The following is a 17,067-nucleotide window of genomic DNA, read 5'->3' as shown; positions in this document are numbered from 1 at the left end:
AAAATGCAGCCTAATTATATTTTAATTAAGGCGTAATTTTTTCAGGTTCAACAGGAACCACATTTTCGGATGGGTAGCAGCCTAATATTTTAATTGACCTAGTAATTGTTGAAAGCTCTCTTAAAGCTTGTTGCATATTATCTGAACGTAAATTGGCATGCACATCAACATAAAACATCTCTTCCCATGGTTTTCCATTTATTGGGCGTGATTCTAACTTGCTCATGATTATCTTATTATTTTTCAAAATAACTAATGCATCAACTAAGGCACCAGCTTGTTGGCCAGTGGTCAGAAGCAGTGTTGTTTTAGCCGGTACTTGTTCAGTGACTTCAATTGGTTGTGGTGCAACAACAATAAAGCGTGTCATGTTAATTTGCTGATTAGCGAGATTATGCTCTATTACGCTTAAATCGTATAAGGCGCCACCGGCTTCACTTCCAAGTGCCGCGACACTCGGTGAGTTTTGGTCTGCGACCATTTGCATTGCAGTTGATGTGCTATCACAATATTTTATTTCCCAGTGTGGGAATTGTGCTAAGTATTGGCTGCATTGTTGGAAAGGCTGAGGGTGGCTATACACGGTTTTGATCTGGCTGAGATCGGTATTTCCTGTTGTTAAGAGGCAATGGTTAATTGGGAGCCGAATCTCTCCGACGATTGATAATGATGTATTTTGCAGTAAATCGTAAACATCGTTAATTGCGCCCGAACTGGTGTTTTCTATTGGTAAAATGCCATATTCCGCTTGCCCATTTTCAACTAATGAAAAAATATCTTGGAATTTATGGCAACTGCATTCAACTAGTTGGTCAAAATGACGGGCTGAGTACTGGCGTGCCGCAATGTGTGAATAAGAACCTTTCGGCCCTAAAAATGCGAAACGCGCGGTATCACTAGGGGTTAAATTTAAATGCTTTTGTAAAATAGCCTGTTGCGTAAGAACAGAGTCCTCAATAATCATCTGGAATAGGCGAGTGATATAAAAGCCATCAAGCCCTAGCGGTTTGCCTTTGTTGATTAAAACATCAAGAAGCTGGCGCTCACGGTCTTTATCACGAATAGGGCGGCTATCATCAATTTTTGTTTCAGCGACTTCAACAGCATAACCACGGCGCTTTGCTAAAAGATTTAGTAATTCACTATCCAGTTGACTTATTTTCTCTCTTACTTTTAATAAATTAGTGCTGTTTTCCATGCTGCCCACCCTGTTAATATCATGATATAAAAAAAGCCCCCTAGAGGGGGCTTTCTAATTTTGTCTTCTTTTCTTTCTCGAACGACAAAAGCCCCCAATTAGGAGTTGCTAAAGAAGAAAAAGAAAACAAAATTAAGATTCATATGAACACCTTTAGTCAGATTCAATTTAAATAAACCCGATACTCACTAAGAAGTCAATAGGTAAGGGTCATAAACATAAAAAAACGCGCCCATGGTGAGCGCGTTTATAAGGTTCAAGATTAGTTGATAGATAATATAAAATTATAACGTAACAGTATTATTCGCTTCTTTTACACTATTATATGCTCTTCTTGATTCTCCTTTATGTTGCACTTTATTAAGTTGTCTTTCGAGTTTGTTAATTAGTTCATTAATTGCAACGTACATATCTTCATGCTTGGCACTTGCGACCAATTTTCCTGTCGCTGTTTTTATGTTGGCATCAACCATAAAACCTTGTGGCTCTTTTGATAATACGACATGCGTATTTATTAGAGATACTTGCCACTTATCGAGTTTTGTTAGACGGCTCTCAATGTGCTCACGAATCGCTGGGGTAATGTCCATTTGTTTGCTAGTAATGTTCACTATCATATAGTTACCTCTCATTGTTTCCGTCTTTGTTGATTTCAGAATACCCGTTCTTGCTAAGAAAAAATTGATGTAGATCACATCTCATTCAGGGGAAGAGTAACAGCTATCTGAAGTGTGATTTCACATAAAAAAGGGGCGAAAAAGCATTGCCAAAATGAATGGATTAAGGGACACTGATTGAGTTGGCTAGGGGAACGGTAAATAGCCGGAACTTTTTTTGGGTTAAAATTAGTACCCTAAATGAGCAAGCAACTAAATCGCCGCTAGCAAAGAAAAACAGCAGCCATGGCTGCTGTTTTAGATCGCACGATGATATTATTGTGGGTTTGCAGCAATAATACTCGCAACTTTATTCGCTTCTTGGTTTAGCCCCATCTCATTATAAGCAATTTCCATGTATGCTAAGGCATTACGTGTTGCTTCTGTGTCTGGGTAGTCTTTTAGCATTTGTTGAACACGATTAACAACCGCGACATAAGCACCGCGTTTGTTGTAGTATTCGACAACAGAAAGGTCGAATTTCGCTAAGCGGTCTTTTAAGAAGACTAATCGCTTACTCGCATCATTGGAGTATAAGCTGTTAGGATAGTAGCGAACTAACTGACTGAAATCTTTGAATGCAACTCGTGCATGCTGTGGGTCTCTGTCTGAGCGGTCAATACCAAAGAGGCCTTGCAATAAGCTATCATCCAGAGCCATCGCGGTTAAGCCTCGCATATAGAGGACATAATCAATATTTGGATGAGTTGGGTTCAAACGCATGAAACGGTCAATTGCGGCTATCGCCATTGGCAGCTCTGCTGATTTATAATATGCATAAATCAGGTCTAATTGAACCTGCTGAGCATATGGACCAAATGGATAACGGTTATCAAGAGCTTCAAATTGTTTAATCGCTGCTTTAAAATTGCCGTCCTGTAATTTTTGCTGACCCGTTGCATATATTTCAGCAGGGGTGCTATCAGGGCTGACTTCAGGAGTGCTGGAACAGCCGACTAAAATCAGGCTCAACGTGGCTGCAGCCACCAGATTTTTCATACGTATCATCACGTGTAGGTTATCCTCTGAGTGTTTCGAGGGAGTCTATCCATAAGGCTCCCGGCAAAATTCGAGTTACAATAGCATATATTTTAAATGAAACGGCACTGCCGTCAAAATACAAACACCAAAAAGTAGATTAATTTATGGCTCAACAAGTACAACTTAGTGCAACTATCGCTGAATCACAGCTTGGTCAACGTTTAGATCAGGCTTTGGCCGAATTGTTCCCTGATTATTCACGTTCTCGCATAAAAGAATGGATTTTAGCTGATAGAGTGCAGGTTAATGGCAAAGTTATCAATAAGCCAAAAGAAAAAGTTTTTGGCAGCGAACAAATTTTAATCGATGCCCTCATTGAAGAAGATAATCGCTGGGAACCACAAGATATCCCACTTAATGTGATTTATGAAGATGAAGATATCCTAATTATTAATAAACCGCGTGATTTAGTTGTCCACCCTGGAGCTGGAAACCCAGATGGCACAATTCTTAATGCGTTGTTATATCGTTATCCTGAAATTGCTGATGTGCCGAGAGCAGGTATTGTTCATCGTTTAGATAAAGACACGACAGGCTTAATGGTTGTCGCAAAAACAGTTCCAGCTCAAACACACCTTGTAGAAGCATTGCAACGTAGAGAAATTACGCGTGAATATGAAGCGGTTGCGGTCGGCCGTATGACAGCGGGTGGCATGGTAGAAGAACCTATCTCTCGTCATCCAACTAAACGAACCCATATGGCTGTGTACCCAATGGGCAAACCCGCTGTAACGCATTATCGTGTGATGGAACACTTTAGAGCCCATACTCGTTTACGTTTACGTCTGGAGACGGGCAGAACTCACCAAATTCGTGTTCATATGGCTCATATCAATCATCCATTAATTGGTGATCCCTTATACGGTGGCCGCCCGCGCCCACTAAAAGGGGCGACCGAAGAATTTTTAGAGGTCATGCGTAATTTTGATAGGCAAGCACTGCATGCCACTATGTTACGCTTATATCACCCAATCTCAGGTATTCAAATGGAGTGGCATGCACCGTTACCTGATGATATGGTTAAGCTTATAGAAGCTCTAAAAGCAGACACTGAACTGCATAAAGACGATATGGACTGGTAATGAATACATTGATTTTCCCTGATTGGCCGCAACCTAAAAACATAGCTAGCTGTAGTACAACTCGAGTGGGTGGTGTGAGCCTGCCACCTTTTGATAGCTTGAATTTAGGTGATCATGTTGGGGATATACCCAATGCCGTCAGTGAAAATCGTCAACGCCTTGAGACGCTTGCTCAGCTACCACAACAACCAGTTTGGCTTGAGCAAGTTCATGGAACGGATGTGCTTCAGCTTGTTGGTGATAAAATTCATAATAGGCAAGCGGACGCCGTGTACAGTAATCAGGTTGGCCAAGTTTGTGCCATTATGACTGCGGATTGCTTGCCTGTGTTATTGACTAATCAAGCAGGAACGGAAGTGGCTGCAGCCCATGCAGGGTGGCGCGGCCTATGTCATGGGGTTCTTGAAAATACAATCAATCAATTTATTAGCCCTGCAAATGAAATTATCGCTTGGCTTGGCCCCGCTATTGGTGCTGAGAAATTTGAAGTCGGTAAGGAAGTCAAAGAGGCTTTTGTTAATCAATCATCTGATTTAGCCTCTGCTTTTGTTCCTTATAATGATAAATATCTCGCTGACATTTATTTATTAGCACGTAAAAAACTACGGGCTGCTGGCGTAACGAAGGTCTATGGTGGTGATTTTTGTACAGTAACAGATGAAAACAGATTTTTTTCCTATCGAAGGGAAGGAAAAACCGGCAGGATGGCTTCATTGATATGGATAAATACCTAGTATTGGGGTTTTGTTCTAAATTAACGGATATATCAAAAATAATTCCTTGCAAAACTTGAATATTTAAAAACTGACCTCATCTAGTATCCAGTAGCAAATTTAATCTCATTTATTGGAGGTGTTATGCGTCTGGACCGTTTAACTAATAAATTCCAGCAAGCTCTCGCTGACGCCCAATCACTAGCCCTTGGGCGCGAAAACCAGTTTATTGAACCTATTCATCTATTAAGTGCCCTGTTTAATCAAGAGGGTGGCACAGTTCGTCCATTGCTGACGACGTTAGGCGTGAATGCCGTACAATTCCAGCAAAAAGTCGAAGATGCATTAGGGCGTTTACCTCAAGTGCAAGGTGTTGCGGGAGATGTTCAACCATCAAGTGACTTAATGCGTCATTTGAATTTATGTGATCAATTGGCACAAAAGCACGGAGATGAATTTATCTCCTCAGAATTATTTCTTGTCGCCGCTTTAGAAGCCAATACGACATTAGCAGACATGCTCAAAGCAGCAGGTGTTAATAAAGATAATTTAAAAAAGGCAATAGAACAGATGCGTGGTGGAGAAAAAGTGAATGACCAAAGCGCTGAAGACCAGCGCCAAGCCTTGAAAAAATATACGGTTGATTTAACTGAACGTGCAGAGCAAGGCAAATTAGACCCAGTAATTGGTCGAGATGAAGAAATACGTCGGACCATTCAAGTACTGCAACGTCGTACTAAAAATAACCCTGTGCTGATTGGTGAACCAGGTGTAGGTAAAACAGCAATTGTTGAAGGGTTAGCACAACGTATTGTTAATGGTGAAATTCCAGAAGGGTTAAAAAACAAACGTGTATTATCCCTTGATATGGGGGCGCTGATTGCGGGTGCGAAATATCGTGGTGAGTTTGAAGAGCGTCTGAAAGCTGTTCTAAATGATCTTGCCAAACAGGAAGGTAACGTCATTCTGTTTATTGATGAATTACACACCATGGTTGGTGCAGGTAAAGCAGATGGTGCGATGGATGCGGGTAACATGTTAAAACCTGCGTTGGCTCGCGGTGAATTACACTGTGTTGGCGCTACCACATTGGATGAGTATCGCCAATACATTGAGAAAGACCCTGCTTTAGAGCGTCGTTTCCAAAAAGTGTATGTGGCTGAGCCATCCGTTGAAGACACAATTGCTATTTTACGTGGTTTAAAAGAACGTTATGAACTGCATCACCACGTTCAAATAACTGACCCGGCGATTGTGGCAGCGGCAACGTTATCGCATCGCTATATTACTGACCGTATGTTACCTGACAAAGCGATTGATTTAATTGATGAAGCGGGTGCAAGTTTACGTATGCAAATGGATTCGAAACCTGAATCCTTAGATAGGCTGGAACGCCGTATTATTCAGCTCAAACTTGAACAGCAAGCGCTTAAAAAAGAATCGGATGATGCAAGTAAAAAACGTCTTGAGATGTTAGAAGAAGAGCTCGCAGAGAAAGAACGTGAGTACTCTGCGTTAGAAGAAGAATGGAAAGCTGAAAAAGCATCATTAACAGGTACTCAGCATATTAAAGCTGAACTTGAAAATACACGTATCGAGATGGAAAAAGCACGCCGTATGGGTGATTTGGCAAAAATGTCCGAATTGCAATACGGTAAAATTCCAGAATTAGAGAAACAGCTTGAAGCGGCAACCAAAGCTGAAGGCAAAAGCATGAAACTGTTACGTAACAAAGTAACAGATGTCGAAATTGCTGAAATCTTAGCTCGTTGGACTGGTATCCCTGTATCTCGAATGCTAGAAAGTGAAAGAGAAAAACTGTTACGTATGGAACAGCAACTCCATCAGCGTGTTATTGGACAAGATGAAGCGGTAGTTGCAGTATCGAATGCAATTCGTCGTAGTCGTGCAGGGTTATCAGACCCGAACCGCCCAATTGGCTCGTTTATGTTCTTAGGGCCAACAGGGGTAGGTAAAACTGAATTGTGTAAAGCGTTAGCAAATTTCATGTTTGATAGCGATGATGCAATGGTTCGTATCGATATGTCTGAATTTATGGAAAAACATGCGGTATCACGTTTAGTGGGTGCACCTCCAGGATATGTCGGTTACGAAGAAGGTGGGTATTTAACTGAAGCGGTTAGACGTCGTCCATATTCAGTCATTTTATTGGATGAAGTTGAGAAAGCACACCCTGATGTTTTCAACATTTTATTACAAGTGCTTGATGACGGGCGTTTAACGGATGGACAAGGTAGAACAGTGGACTTCCGTAATACGGTGATTATCATGACATCTAACTTGGGTTCTGACTTAATCCAAGAAAGATTTGGCATGATTGGTTACTCAGAAATGAAAGATATGGTGATGGAAGTGGTATCCCATAGTTTCAGACCTGAATTTATTAACCGTATAGATGAAGTTGTTGTATTCCATCCATTAGGTAAAGAGCAAATTACGAATATTGCCAATATTCAATTGGCTCGTTTATATAAACGTCTTGAAGAGCACGGTTATGAAGTCAGTGCGACACCTGCTGCACTGGAGAAAATTGGGGAGGCTGGTTTTGACCCAATCTTCGGAGCAAGGCCATTAAAACGCGCAATTCAGCAGGAAATTGAAAACCCTCTGGCACAAGAAATCTTGTCAGGTAAGTTATTACCAGGTAAACCTGTCGTTTTAGATGTAGAAAATGACGAAATCGTTGCTAAACAGTAATTGATATTATTGTAAAATCAAAAGGTGGCTATTGTTAGCCACCTTTTTTATATCAAATTACGTATAAAATCACTTTTTTTGCTTGATAATTGGGCGTAAAGTATAAAATATCACCACTTGAAAATTTTTTTCAAAAAAACACTTGCCAGATTTTTCTGACTCCCTATAATGCGCCACCACTGACCGGGAACAAGACAACGCAAAGCGCGATGAACACTGAAACGGCAGCGAGAGATTCTGAAAAAGAAAAAGCAAAAAATTGCTTGACTCTCACGGAGGAAAACGTAATATACGCCTCCTCGCAGCAACGACCGAAAGGTTGGTTTTCATAAAGAAAAGCTGCAACGCTCTTTAACAATTTATCAGACAATCTGTGTGGGCACTCACAGGACACTATCAAAAAAATATTTGATTTTAAGTCTTGAAGAGTGACTAACACGTTAATTCATATATGAACTAACAATGTGACAATTCGATTGTGGAAGGATAACGCGAAGGCGAGTGAGTATTTCCGAGACAGTACTTAGGTACGGCGAGGAAAACGGAGCGAAGCCGACAAAGTTAGCCGAACAGAAGCGGATTGGATTAACAGTTTAATTCTTTGAGCATCAAGCTTTTTAATTGAAGAGTTTGATCATGGCTCAGATTGAACGCTGGCGGCAGGCCTAACACATGCAAGTCGAGCGGTAACAGGGGAAGCTTGCTTCCCGCTGACGAGCGGCGGACGGGTGAGTAATGTATGGGGATCTGCCCGATAGAGGGGGATAACTACTGGAAACGGTAGCTAATACCGCATAATCTCTCAGGAGCAAAGCAGGGGAACTTCGGTCCTTGCGCTATCGGATGAACCCATATGGGATTAGCTAGTTGGTGAGGTAATGGCTCACCAAGGCGACGATCCCTAGCTGGTCTGAGAGGATGATCAGCCACACTGGGACTGAGACACGGCCCAGACTCCTACGGGAGGCAGCAGTGGGGAATATTGCACAATGGGCGCAAGCCTGATGCAGCCATGCCGCGTGTATGAAGAAGGCCCTAGGGTTGTAAAGTACTTTCAGTCGGGAGGAAGGCGTTGATGCTAATATCATCAACGATTGACGTTACCGACAGAAGAAGCACCGGCTAACTCCGTGCCAGCAGCCGCGGTAATACGGAGGGTGCAAGCGTTAATCGGAATTACTGGGCGTAAAGCGCACGCAGGCGGTTGATTAAGTTAGATGTGAAATCCCCGGGCTTAACCTGGGAATGGCATCTAAGACTGGTCAGCTAGAGTCTTGTAGAGGGGGGTAGAATTCCATGTGTAGCGGTGAAATGCGTAGAGATGTGGAGGAATACCGGTGGCGAAGGCGGCCCCCTGGACAAAGACTGACGCTCAGGTGCGAAAGCGTGGGGAGCAAACAGGATTAGATACCCTGGTAGTCCACGCTGTAAACGATGTCGATTTGAAGGTTGTTCCCTAGAGGAGTGGCTTTCGGAGCTAACGCGTTAAATCGACCGCCTGGGGAGTACGGCCGCAAGGTTAAAACTCAAATGAATTGACGGGGGCCCGCACAAGCGGTGGAGCATGTGGTTTAATTCGATGCAACGCGAAGAACCTTACCTACTCTTGACATCCAGAGAATTTAGCAGAGATGCTTTAGTGCCTTCGGGAACTCTGAGACAGGTGCTGCATGGCTGTCGTCAGCTCGTGTTGTGAAATGTTGGGTTAAGTCCCGCAACGAGCGCAACCCTTATCCTTTGTTGCCAGCGATTCGGTCGGGAACTCAAAGGAGACTGCCGGTGATAAACCGGAGGAAGGTGGGGATGACGTCAAGTCATCATGGCCCTTACGAGTAGGGCTACACACGTGCTACAATGGCGTATACAAAGAGAAGCGACCTCGCGAGAGTAAGCGGAACTCATAAAGTACGTCGTAGTCCGGATTGGAGTCTGCAACTCGACTCCATGAAGTCGGAATCGCTAGTAATCGTAGATCAGAATGCTACGGTGAATACGTTCCCGGGCCTTGTACACACCGCCCGTCACACCATGGGAGTGGGTTGCAAAAGAAGTAGGTAGCTTAACCTTCGGGAGGGCGCTTACCACTTTGTGATTCATGACTGGGGTGAAGTCGTAACAAGGTAACCGTAGGGGAACCTGCGGTTGGATCACCTCCTTACCATTGAAGTGTTTTTGTGAAGTGCTCACACAGATTGTCTGATGAAATAGAGTAGCGGTATCGATAGGCTTGTAGCTCAGGTGGTTAGAGCGCACCCCTGATAAGGGTGAGGTCGGTGGTTCAAGTCCACTCAGGCCTACCACTTTTCTCTTATGCTGCGTTATGGCTCAGCTCGTGTACCCAAAAGTAAACTTCGCTAATCCACGCCTTGCCTAAGAAAAAAGACCTCCGAATAAGAACATCTTATTAAGAGATTAATTGATACCGAAAATACCTTTATGGGGCTATAGCTCAGCTGGGAGAGCGCCTGCCTTGCACGCAGGAGGTCAGCGGTTCGATCCCGCTTAGCTCCACCATAATTTTTCTGATTATTCAGAATAGATTAGTAATAGTCTATTGCGAATAATTATGCTCTTTAACAATCTGGAACAAGCTGAAAATTGAAAACAACGCACATTGTTTATCGCTTAAACAATGTGAGAGTCTCTCAAAATTTCAGACCTGAAATTTTCGGTCACAAACTCGAGCGGCATGCGCGAGCAGTGTGAAATTCAAGGCGGACAGCGCACAGCAAGCGCAGCATACTTAGGTACGTGAGCATTGCGAGCACTGCCCAACGAAGAAGTTCACCACGCACAGCCATGACAGTAATGTGAACGTTGAAACAATTTCGGGTTGTGAGGTTAAGCGACTAAGCGTACACGGTGGATGCCTAGGCAATCAGAGGCGATGAAGGACGTGCTAATCTGCGATAAGCGTCGGTAAGGTGATATGAACCGTTACAACCGACGATTTCCGAATGGGGAAACCCAGTGCAATTCGTTGCACTATCGTTTGATGAATACATAGTCAAACGAAGCGAACCGGGGGAACTGAAACATCTCAGTACCCCGAGGAAAAGAAATCAACCGAGATTCCCCTAGTAGCGGCGAGCGAACGGGGAGCAGCCCAGAGTCTTAATCAGCATTAGCATCAGGAGAACGGTCTGGAAAGTCCGGCAGTAAAGGGTGATAGCCCCGTATCCGAAGGTGTTAGTGTTGTGAACTCGACGAGTAGGGCGGGACACGTGTTATCCTGTCTGAATATGGGGGGACCATCCTCCAAGGCTAAATACTCCTGATTGACCGATAGTGAACCAGTACCGTGAGGGAAAGGCGAAAAGAACCCCGGCGAGGGGAGTGAAATAGAACCTGAAACCGTGTACGTACAAGCAGTGGGAGCCTTGATTTATCAGGGTGACTGCGTACCTTTTGTATAATGGGTCAGCGACTTATATTCTGTAGCAAGGTTAACCGTATAGGGGAGCCGTAGGGAAACCGAGTCTTAACTGGGCGAATGAGTTGCAGGGTATAGACCCGAAACCCGGTGATCTAGCCATGGGCAGGTTGAAGGTTGGGTAACACTAACTGGAGGACCGAACCGACTAATGTTGAAAAATTAGCGGATGACTTGTGGCTGGGGGTGAAAGGCCAATCAAACCGGGAGATAGCTGGTTCTCCCCGAAAGCTATTTAGGTAGCGCCTCGTGAACTCATCTTCGGGGGTAGAGCACTGTTTCGACTAGGGGGTCATCCCGACTTACCAACTCGATGCAAACTACGAATACCGAAGAATGTTATCACGGGAGACACACGGCGGGTGCTAACGTTCGTCGTGAAGAGGGAAACAACCCAGACCGCCAGCTAAGGTCCCAAAGTCATAGTTAAGTGGGAAACGAAGTGGGAAGGCTCAGACAGCCAGGATGTTGGCTTAGAAGCAGCCATCATTTAAAGAAAGCGTAATAGCTCACTGGTCGAGTCGGCCTGCGCGGAAGATGTAACGGGGCTAAACTATGCACCGAAGCTGCGGCAGCGATATGTAAATATTGTTGGGTAGGGGAGCGTTCTGTAAGCCTGTGAAGGTGTACTGTGAGGTATGCTGGAGGTATCAGAAGTGCGAATGCTGACATAAGTAACGATAATGCGGGTGAAAAACCCGCACGCCGGAAGACCAAGGGTTCCTCTCCAACGTTAATCGGGGCAGGGTGAGTCGACCCCTAAGGCGAGGCAGAAATGCGTAGTCGATGGGAAACGGGTTAATATTCCCGTACTGGTGATAATTGCGATGGGGGGACGGAGAAGGCTAGGCTATCCGGGCGACGGTTGTCCCGGTTTAAGAATGTAGGCAGGTGAATTAGGCAAATCCGGTTCACTATATGCTGAGGTTCGATGACGAGTCACTACGGTGATGAAGTAGCTCATGCCCCGCTTCCAGGAAAAGCCTCTAAGCTCTAGATTATCATTAATCGTACCCCAAACCGACACAGGTGGTCAGGTAGAGAATACTCAGGCGCTTGAGAGAACTCGGGTGAAGGAACTAGGCAAAATGGTGCCGTAACTTCGGGAGAAGGCACGCTGGCATTAGGTGAAGTCCCTTGCGGATGGAGCTGAAGCCAGTCGCAGATACCAGCTGGCTGCAACTGTTTATTAAAAACACAGCACTGTGCAAACACGAAAGTGGACGTATACGGTGTGACGCCTGCCCGGTGCTGGAAGGTTAATTGATGGGGTTATCCGTAAGGAGAAGCTCTTGATCGAAGCCCCAGTAAACGGCGGCCGTAACTATAACGGTCCTAAGGTAGCGAAATTCCTTGTCGGGTAAGTTCCGACCTGCACGAATGGCGTAATGATGGCCAGGCTGTCTCCACCCGAGACTCAGTGAAATTGAACTCGCTGTGAAGATGCAGTGTACCCGCGGCAAGACGGAAAGACCCCGTGAACCTTTACTATAGCTTGACACTGAACATTGAGCCTTGATGTGTAGGATAGGTGGGAGGCTTTGAAGCGTGGACGCCAGTCTGCGTGGAGCCAACCTTGAAATACCACCCTTTAATGTTTGATGTTCTAACGTGGCCCCATTATCTGGGGTGCGGACAGTGTCTGGTGGGTAGTTTGACTGGGGCGGTCTCCTCCCAAAGAGTAACGGAGGAGCACGAAGGTTGGCTAAGCATGGTCGGACATCATGCGGTTAGTGCAAAGGCATAAGCCAGCTTGACTGCGAGAGTGACGGCTCGAGCAGGTACGAAAGTAGGTCTTAGTGATCCGGTGGTTCTGAATGGAAGGGCCATCGCTCAACGGATAAAAGGTACTCCGGGGATAACAGGCTGATACCGCCCAAGAGTTCATATCGACGGCGGTGTTTGGCACCTCGATGTCGGCTCATCACATCCTGGGGCTGAAGTAGGTCCCAAGGGTACGGCTGTTCGCCGTTTAAAGTGGTACGCGAGCTGGGTTTAGAACGTCGTGAGACAGTTCGGTCCCTATCTGCCGTGGGCGTTGGAAGATTGAAAGGGGCTGCTCCTAGTACGAGAGGACCGGAGTGGACGCACCACTGGTGTTCGGGTTGTCATGCCAATGGCATTGCCCGGTAGCTAAGTGCGGAAAAGATAACCGCTGAAAGCATCTAAGCGGGAAACTTGCCTTGAGATGAGTCTTCCCTGACCCTTTAAGGGTCCTAAAGGAACGTTTAAGACTAAGACGTTGATAGGTTGGGTGTGTAAGCGTAGCGATACGTTGAGCTAACCAATACTAATGAACCGTGAGGCTTAACCTGACAACACCGAAGGTGTTTTAGAGAGATAGAGTTTTTTTCAACGAGAGTGAGAAGCCGAAAGGTGAAGGACACACAGCTTGTTTGAGATTGACGTTCTGGTTTAGTGAAGAAAAAACTAAACGGGAACAAACAGAATTTGTCTGGCGGCAATAGCGCGGTGGTCCCACCTGACCCCATGCCGAACTCAGCAGTGAAACGCCGTAGCGCCGATGGTAGTGTGGGGTCTCCCCATGTGAGAGTAGGGAACTGCCAGACATTAAATTAGTGAGAAAGCCACCCATTGGGTGGCTTTTTTGCGTTTGGAGAAAAAAGAAAAATAGTGAGTGTTGAGATTAGGAGGGGGTGCTTAAGTTTTAGTTCCTTAGCTCCTTAATGTTTTAACCCCTAATTTTAATCCCCTCTTCATCTCTTTTAGCTACTTTTAGGGCTCTCTCTATCTATCACCATCATTAATGAGCGTGCGTGATGCAAAGTAGTGAGTAACAGCTCACAGGTTGTTTAGGGTAGCGGAATTTTAAGAATATCACGAGAGTACTGTGGATTGGATGTTTGTCCATCACGGTGATGAATGACACCGCTTGAGTCAAAGTAGTAAGTAACAACTCACTTGTTGAAAGGGCGGTGGCTGTTGGCGATGGTGGGATAACAGGGGTTAGGAGAAGCAATGGAGGGGGAGCGGTTGTATTGGTGTGCTGAATGGATATTGTGAATGCAAAGTAGTGAGTAACAGCTCACAGATTATTTAGGGGAGCGGAATTTTAATAAAATCAAATAAATATTGTGGATTGGATGTTTGCCCATCACGGTGATGAATGATACCGCTTAGGTGGGGTGCCTAACATACTTATCATTTCAAAGGGAAAAGTAAAAGAAGTATGGAGCATTACTCCTTAATAGATAGCGCTAATGAAAAACTTAAAGACCCTAGGGTTAAGATGGCAGTTACATTAAATTTGATAAGCTATAACACCTCAAATTTGATATACTACCCACAGTAACTAATCAAAAAGTGTAAGATTTTCATTATTTTTCTGTGATATAGGGACTTCAAATTTGGCGAAAAAAACCTATTCTGTTCGGTATATTGCAGGTGAGCCCGCTAAACGTATTCAGCCCATGCCTGTACATATGTTAGGAGAATCACTTCCAATAGGTTTACCGCTATTTGCTGCGGGTGAAACTCTTGATGTGGTTACATGGAACATTTATAAGCAGCAGCGTTCAAATTGGAAATATACACTTAATGAGTTAGTGAAAGATAGAAAACTTATTTTGTTGCAAGAAGCTCAAATGTCACCTGAGCTAATATCTTTTGCTGCATCACACAAATTAATTGCTGACCAAGTACCTGCATTACCTTTTTCTCCTCATCCCGCTGGTGTGATGACGCTTGCAGCTTCACACCCAATATATTGCTGTCCTTTAAGAGAAAAAGAACCACTTTTACGGTTAGCTAAATCTGCGTTGATTACGGTATATCCCCTACCAAATGGAAAACATTTGATGGTAGCGAATGTTCATGCAATTAATTTCAGTTTTGGAGTAGATGTTTATACTCGACAACTAAGTAAATTAGGTGTTCATATTGCTAAACATGTAGGGCCAGTAATCCTAGCAGGTGATTTTAATGCATGGAGTAGACAGCGTGTGAATGCGTTGAAACGATTTATTCGCAGTGTAGGCTTGAAAGAAATTGTATTTAGTGATGATTACCGTACTAAGGCTTTTGGTCGTCCTTTGGATTACGTGTTTTATCGTGGATTGAACGTTAAAGATAGCACTGTACTACCGACAGATGCTTCTGATCATAACCCTATTATGACCAAATTTACGCTTTCTAAGTAATTAAGATTATCTCCCTTATTTTCCCTCGTATTTAATTGTAGATTCGATGAACTACTTTTATGGGGAATATCAGATTGAAATCATCGTTTTTATACATTCTTTTCTTTTTTGCACAAATAGCTAATGGGTCTAGCTTATTGTTGGCAAAACATGCTGAACAGTTGCCTCGTTTAGTTATTTATGACTCATCTTATCGACAAATTTCTTATCCAAATGGTGATGTGCCCGAACAATATGGTGTCTGTTCTGATGTAGTTATACGAAGCTACCGAAAAATTGGTATTGATTTACAAAAACTAGTACATGAAGACATGAAAGCAAACTTTAGTCAATATCCCAGCCAACGTATATGGGGATTACGTAAGCCAGATACAAATATTGATCATCGTCGTGTACCTAATTTAGAGGCTTTTTTCTCGCGAAAAGGGAAAAAAAAGCCTATATCAAAGAATGCCAGTGATTATATTCCCGGCGATATTGTCTCTTGGCGTTTAGATAATGGTCGGCCACATATCGGTGTTGTAACTTCGATAAAGTCACCAAGTACACAAAGTTATTTAGTTATGCACAATATTGGATATGGCCAAGTGAGTTATGGTCAAATCTGGTGTACGAGCATCAGGCGGTTTTCCTGTCTGACTGCTCCATTACTTGTTCGCCGTCTTGGAATTTAACGTTATTGACCACGAGGGTTAGCAGTTGAAATCCTTTCAGGCGGTTCCAGCGCTTCTGCGCTGATTGCAGCAATTTATAAACCATTGCTAGGGTTGTGTTTCTTGAACCGCAGTTGCGGGTTTTGCTGGTTCTTAAACGTACTGTAGCGAAGGCAGATTCAATTGGGTTGGTGGTGCGTATACTCACCCAATGTTCTGCTGGAAAATCGTAGAAAGCCAACATGCTCTCACGGTCTTTAGCTAAGCATTCCATTGCGCGTGGGTACTTAGCAGTAAACCTTTCCAGCGCTATATCAAAGGCTTTATGAGCCTTCTCACGCGTCTCTGCCATCCAGATATCATGCAGTGCTTCTTTTACTTTGGGTTGCACTGCCTTGGGCAGTTTGTTGAGCACATTGGCCGTCTTATGCACCCAGCAACGTTGCTGTTTGGTCTGCGGGTATACTTTGCTCAGAGCCTTCCAGAAGCCCAGAGCGCCGTCAGCTGTTGCCAGCTTTGGGCAGGTCGTAAGCCCACGCGCAACCAGGCCATTCAGCAGCTCAAGCCAGCTGGCTTCGGACTCGCGATAGCCTTCTTCAACAGCAATCAGTTCCTTGCGGCCATGCTCTGTCACGCCCATCACCACCAGCAAGCACAAACGGTCATCGAGGCGGACGTTGCTGTAAATACCGTCAACCCAAAGGTACGCGTAGCGCTTGTCACTCAAATCGCGCTGTCGCCACTCTCGGTGCTCATCAATCCAGCGTTCCTTGAGCCTGGAAATGGTGTTAGCTGACAGACCTTTGGCATTCTCACCCAGCAAGGCTGCAAGGGCTTCTTGGTAGTCTCCAGTGGAAATACCTTTGAGATACAGCCACGGTAATAACTCTTCAACGCTGCGGGCACGCTTGAGGTATGGCGGTAGCAGTGCGCTGGTAAAACGAATACCAGAGCCGCTACGATCACGCACTTTTGGCACCTTGATATCAACATCGCCAATGCCCGTTTGGATGCTGCGCTCAGGCAAATAGCCGTTACGCACCACAGCTTTGCGGCCATCGGGTAAACGCAGTTCTTCATGAGCTTGCAGCAGTTGCTGCAGCTCTACTTCAACTGCTTGCGCAATGAGCTGACGAGCACCATTACGCAATAAAGCAGTTAGCACATCAGTGCCAGTTTCATCTGGTTGTGAAAGAACATTCAGGGTAATATTTGTCATGGCGTATCGCTCTACTGTTAATTATTTCTTGGAGGAAACAATCAACAGGATACGCCACCCTCTTTTCCCCTCATACACCACAAATGACTATAGCTCTGGCCAAGTTGCTGAAGATGTTTTATTTCGTTGGGATATTGTTGGACATTATTCTTATTAAGTGAAATGGTTTTTATATAATATAATTTCCTAGATTA

The 17,067-nt window shown here is 44.4% G+C and carries 9 protein-coding genes, 2 tRNA genes, 3 rRNA genes and 1 other annotated feature; of the genes, 10 read left to right on the top strand and 4 right to left on the bottom strand.

The window, feature by feature from the left end:
• Positions 1–25 precede the first annotated feature (25 nt).
• The 3 genes from pheA to bamD form a co-directional block, all read right to left on the bottom strand.
• A complete protein-coding gene (pheA, locus tag M1F25_RS17245; RefSeq protein WP_004264832.1) occupies positions 26–1,198 on the bottom strand; it encodes a bifunctional chorismate mutase/prephenate dehydratase in 1,173 nt (390 codons plus the stop codon).
• A gap of 26 nt (positions 1,199–1,224) precedes the next feature.
• Positions 1,225–1,342: a sequence feature (Phe leader region), on the bottom strand.
• A gap of 140 nt (positions 1,343–1,482) precedes the next feature.
• The gene (raiA, locus tag M1F25_RS17240; RefSeq protein WP_036958924.1) at positions 1,483–1,815 is read right to left on the bottom strand and encodes a ribosome-associated translation inhibitor RaiA; all 333 of its coding nucleotides are present in this window, start codon (positions 1,813–1,815) and stop codon (positions 1,483–1,485) included.
• Between the two features lie 315 nt (positions 1,816–2,130).
• Positions 2,131–2,862 (bottom strand): outer membrane protein assembly factor BamD, encoded by a 732-nt coding sequence (bamD, locus tag M1F25_RS17235; protein ID WP_004264835.1) that lies wholly within the window; start codon positions 2,860–2,862, stop codon positions 2,131–2,133.
• Between the two features lie 137 nt (positions 2,863–2,999).
• Between bamD and rluD the strand changes: the two genes are divergently transcribed.
• The 10 genes from rluD to M1F25_RS17185 all read left to right on the top strand — a co-directional run bounded on the left by rluD (position 3,000) and on the right by M1F25_RS17185 (position 15,675).
• A complete protein-coding gene (gene rluD, locus M1F25_RS17230) occupies positions 3,000–3,977 on the top strand; it encodes a 23S rRNA pseudouridine(1911/1915/1917) synthase RluD (RefSeq protein ID WP_181488598.1) in 978 nt (325 codons plus the stop codon).
• Positions 3,977–4,711, top strand: coding sequence for a purine nucleoside phosphorylase YfiH (yfiH, locus tag M1F25_RS17225; protein ID WP_094962021.1), 735 nt, complete (start codon positions 3,977–3,979; stop codon positions 4,709–4,711). The genes rluD and yfiH overlap by 1 nt, the downstream gene beginning before the upstream one ends.
• A gap of 123 nt (positions 4,712–4,834) precedes the next feature.
• The gene (clpB, locus tag M1F25_RS17220) at positions 4,835–7,408 is read left to right on the top strand and encodes an ATP-dependent chaperone ClpB (RefSeq protein WP_094962020.1); all 2,574 of its coding nucleotides are present in this window, start codon (positions 4,835–4,837) and stop codon (positions 7,406–7,408) included.
• Positions 7,409–8,026: 618 nt separating this feature from the next.
• Positions 8,027–9,566: ribosomal RNA gene (locus tag M1F25_RS17215) — 16S ribosomal RNA — on the top strand.
• A gap of 65 nt (positions 9,567–9,631) precedes the next feature.
• Positions 9,632–9,708 (top strand) — tRNA-Ile (locus M1F25_RS17210).
• Positions 9,709–9,846: 138 nt separating this feature from the next.
• Positions 9,847–9,922: transfer RNA gene (locus tag M1F25_RS17205), tRNA-Ala, on the top strand.
• 325 nt (positions 9,923–10,247) lie between these two features.
• A 23S ribosomal RNA gene (locus M1F25_RS17200) occupies positions 10,248–13,156 on the top strand.
• A gap of 139 nt (positions 13,157–13,295) precedes the next feature.
• Positions 13,296–13,411: ribosomal RNA gene (rrf, locus tag M1F25_RS17195) — 5S ribosomal RNA — on the top strand.
• Together the 16S, 23S and 5S rRNA genes with 2 tRNA genes alongside form the textbook arrangement of a ribosomal RNA operon.
• 798 nt (positions 13,412–14,209) lie before the next feature.
• The gene (locus M1F25_RS17190) at positions 14,210–15,001 is read left to right on the top strand and encodes an endonuclease/exonuclease/phosphatase family protein (protein ID WP_181488596.1); all 792 of its coding nucleotides are present in this window, start codon (positions 14,210–14,212) and stop codon (positions 14,999–15,001) included.
• Positions 15,002–15,060: 59 nt separating this feature from the next.
• Positions 15,061–15,675, top strand: a complete 615-nt coding sequence (locus M1F25_RS17185) for a DUF1287 domain-containing protein (protein ID WP_232368697.1) — start codon at positions 15,061–15,063, stop codon at positions 15,673–15,675.
• On the opposite strand, the gene M1F25_RS17180 is transcribed toward M1F25_RS17185, so the two are convergent.
• The gene (locus M1F25_RS17180) at positions 15,620–16,873 is read right to left on the bottom strand and encodes an IS256 family transposase (protein ID WP_135536280.1); all 1,254 of its coding nucleotides are present in this window, start codon (positions 16,871–16,873) and stop codon (positions 15,620–15,622) included. The two genes, M1F25_RS17185 and M1F25_RS17180, sit on opposite strands and share 56 nt — an antisense overlap.
• Between the last annotated feature and the right edge of the window lie 194 nt (positions 16,874–17,067).

This window comes from Providencia sp. PROV109, from assembly GCF_033681625.1.
In the GTDB taxonomy this organism is placed as follows: Bacteria; Pseudomonadota; Gammaproteobacteria; order Enterobacterales; family Enterobacteriaceae; genus Providencia; species Providencia hangzhouensis.
Note: the sequence above shows the minus strand (reverse complement) of the source record. Positions and strands in the feature narration are given on the sequence as shown.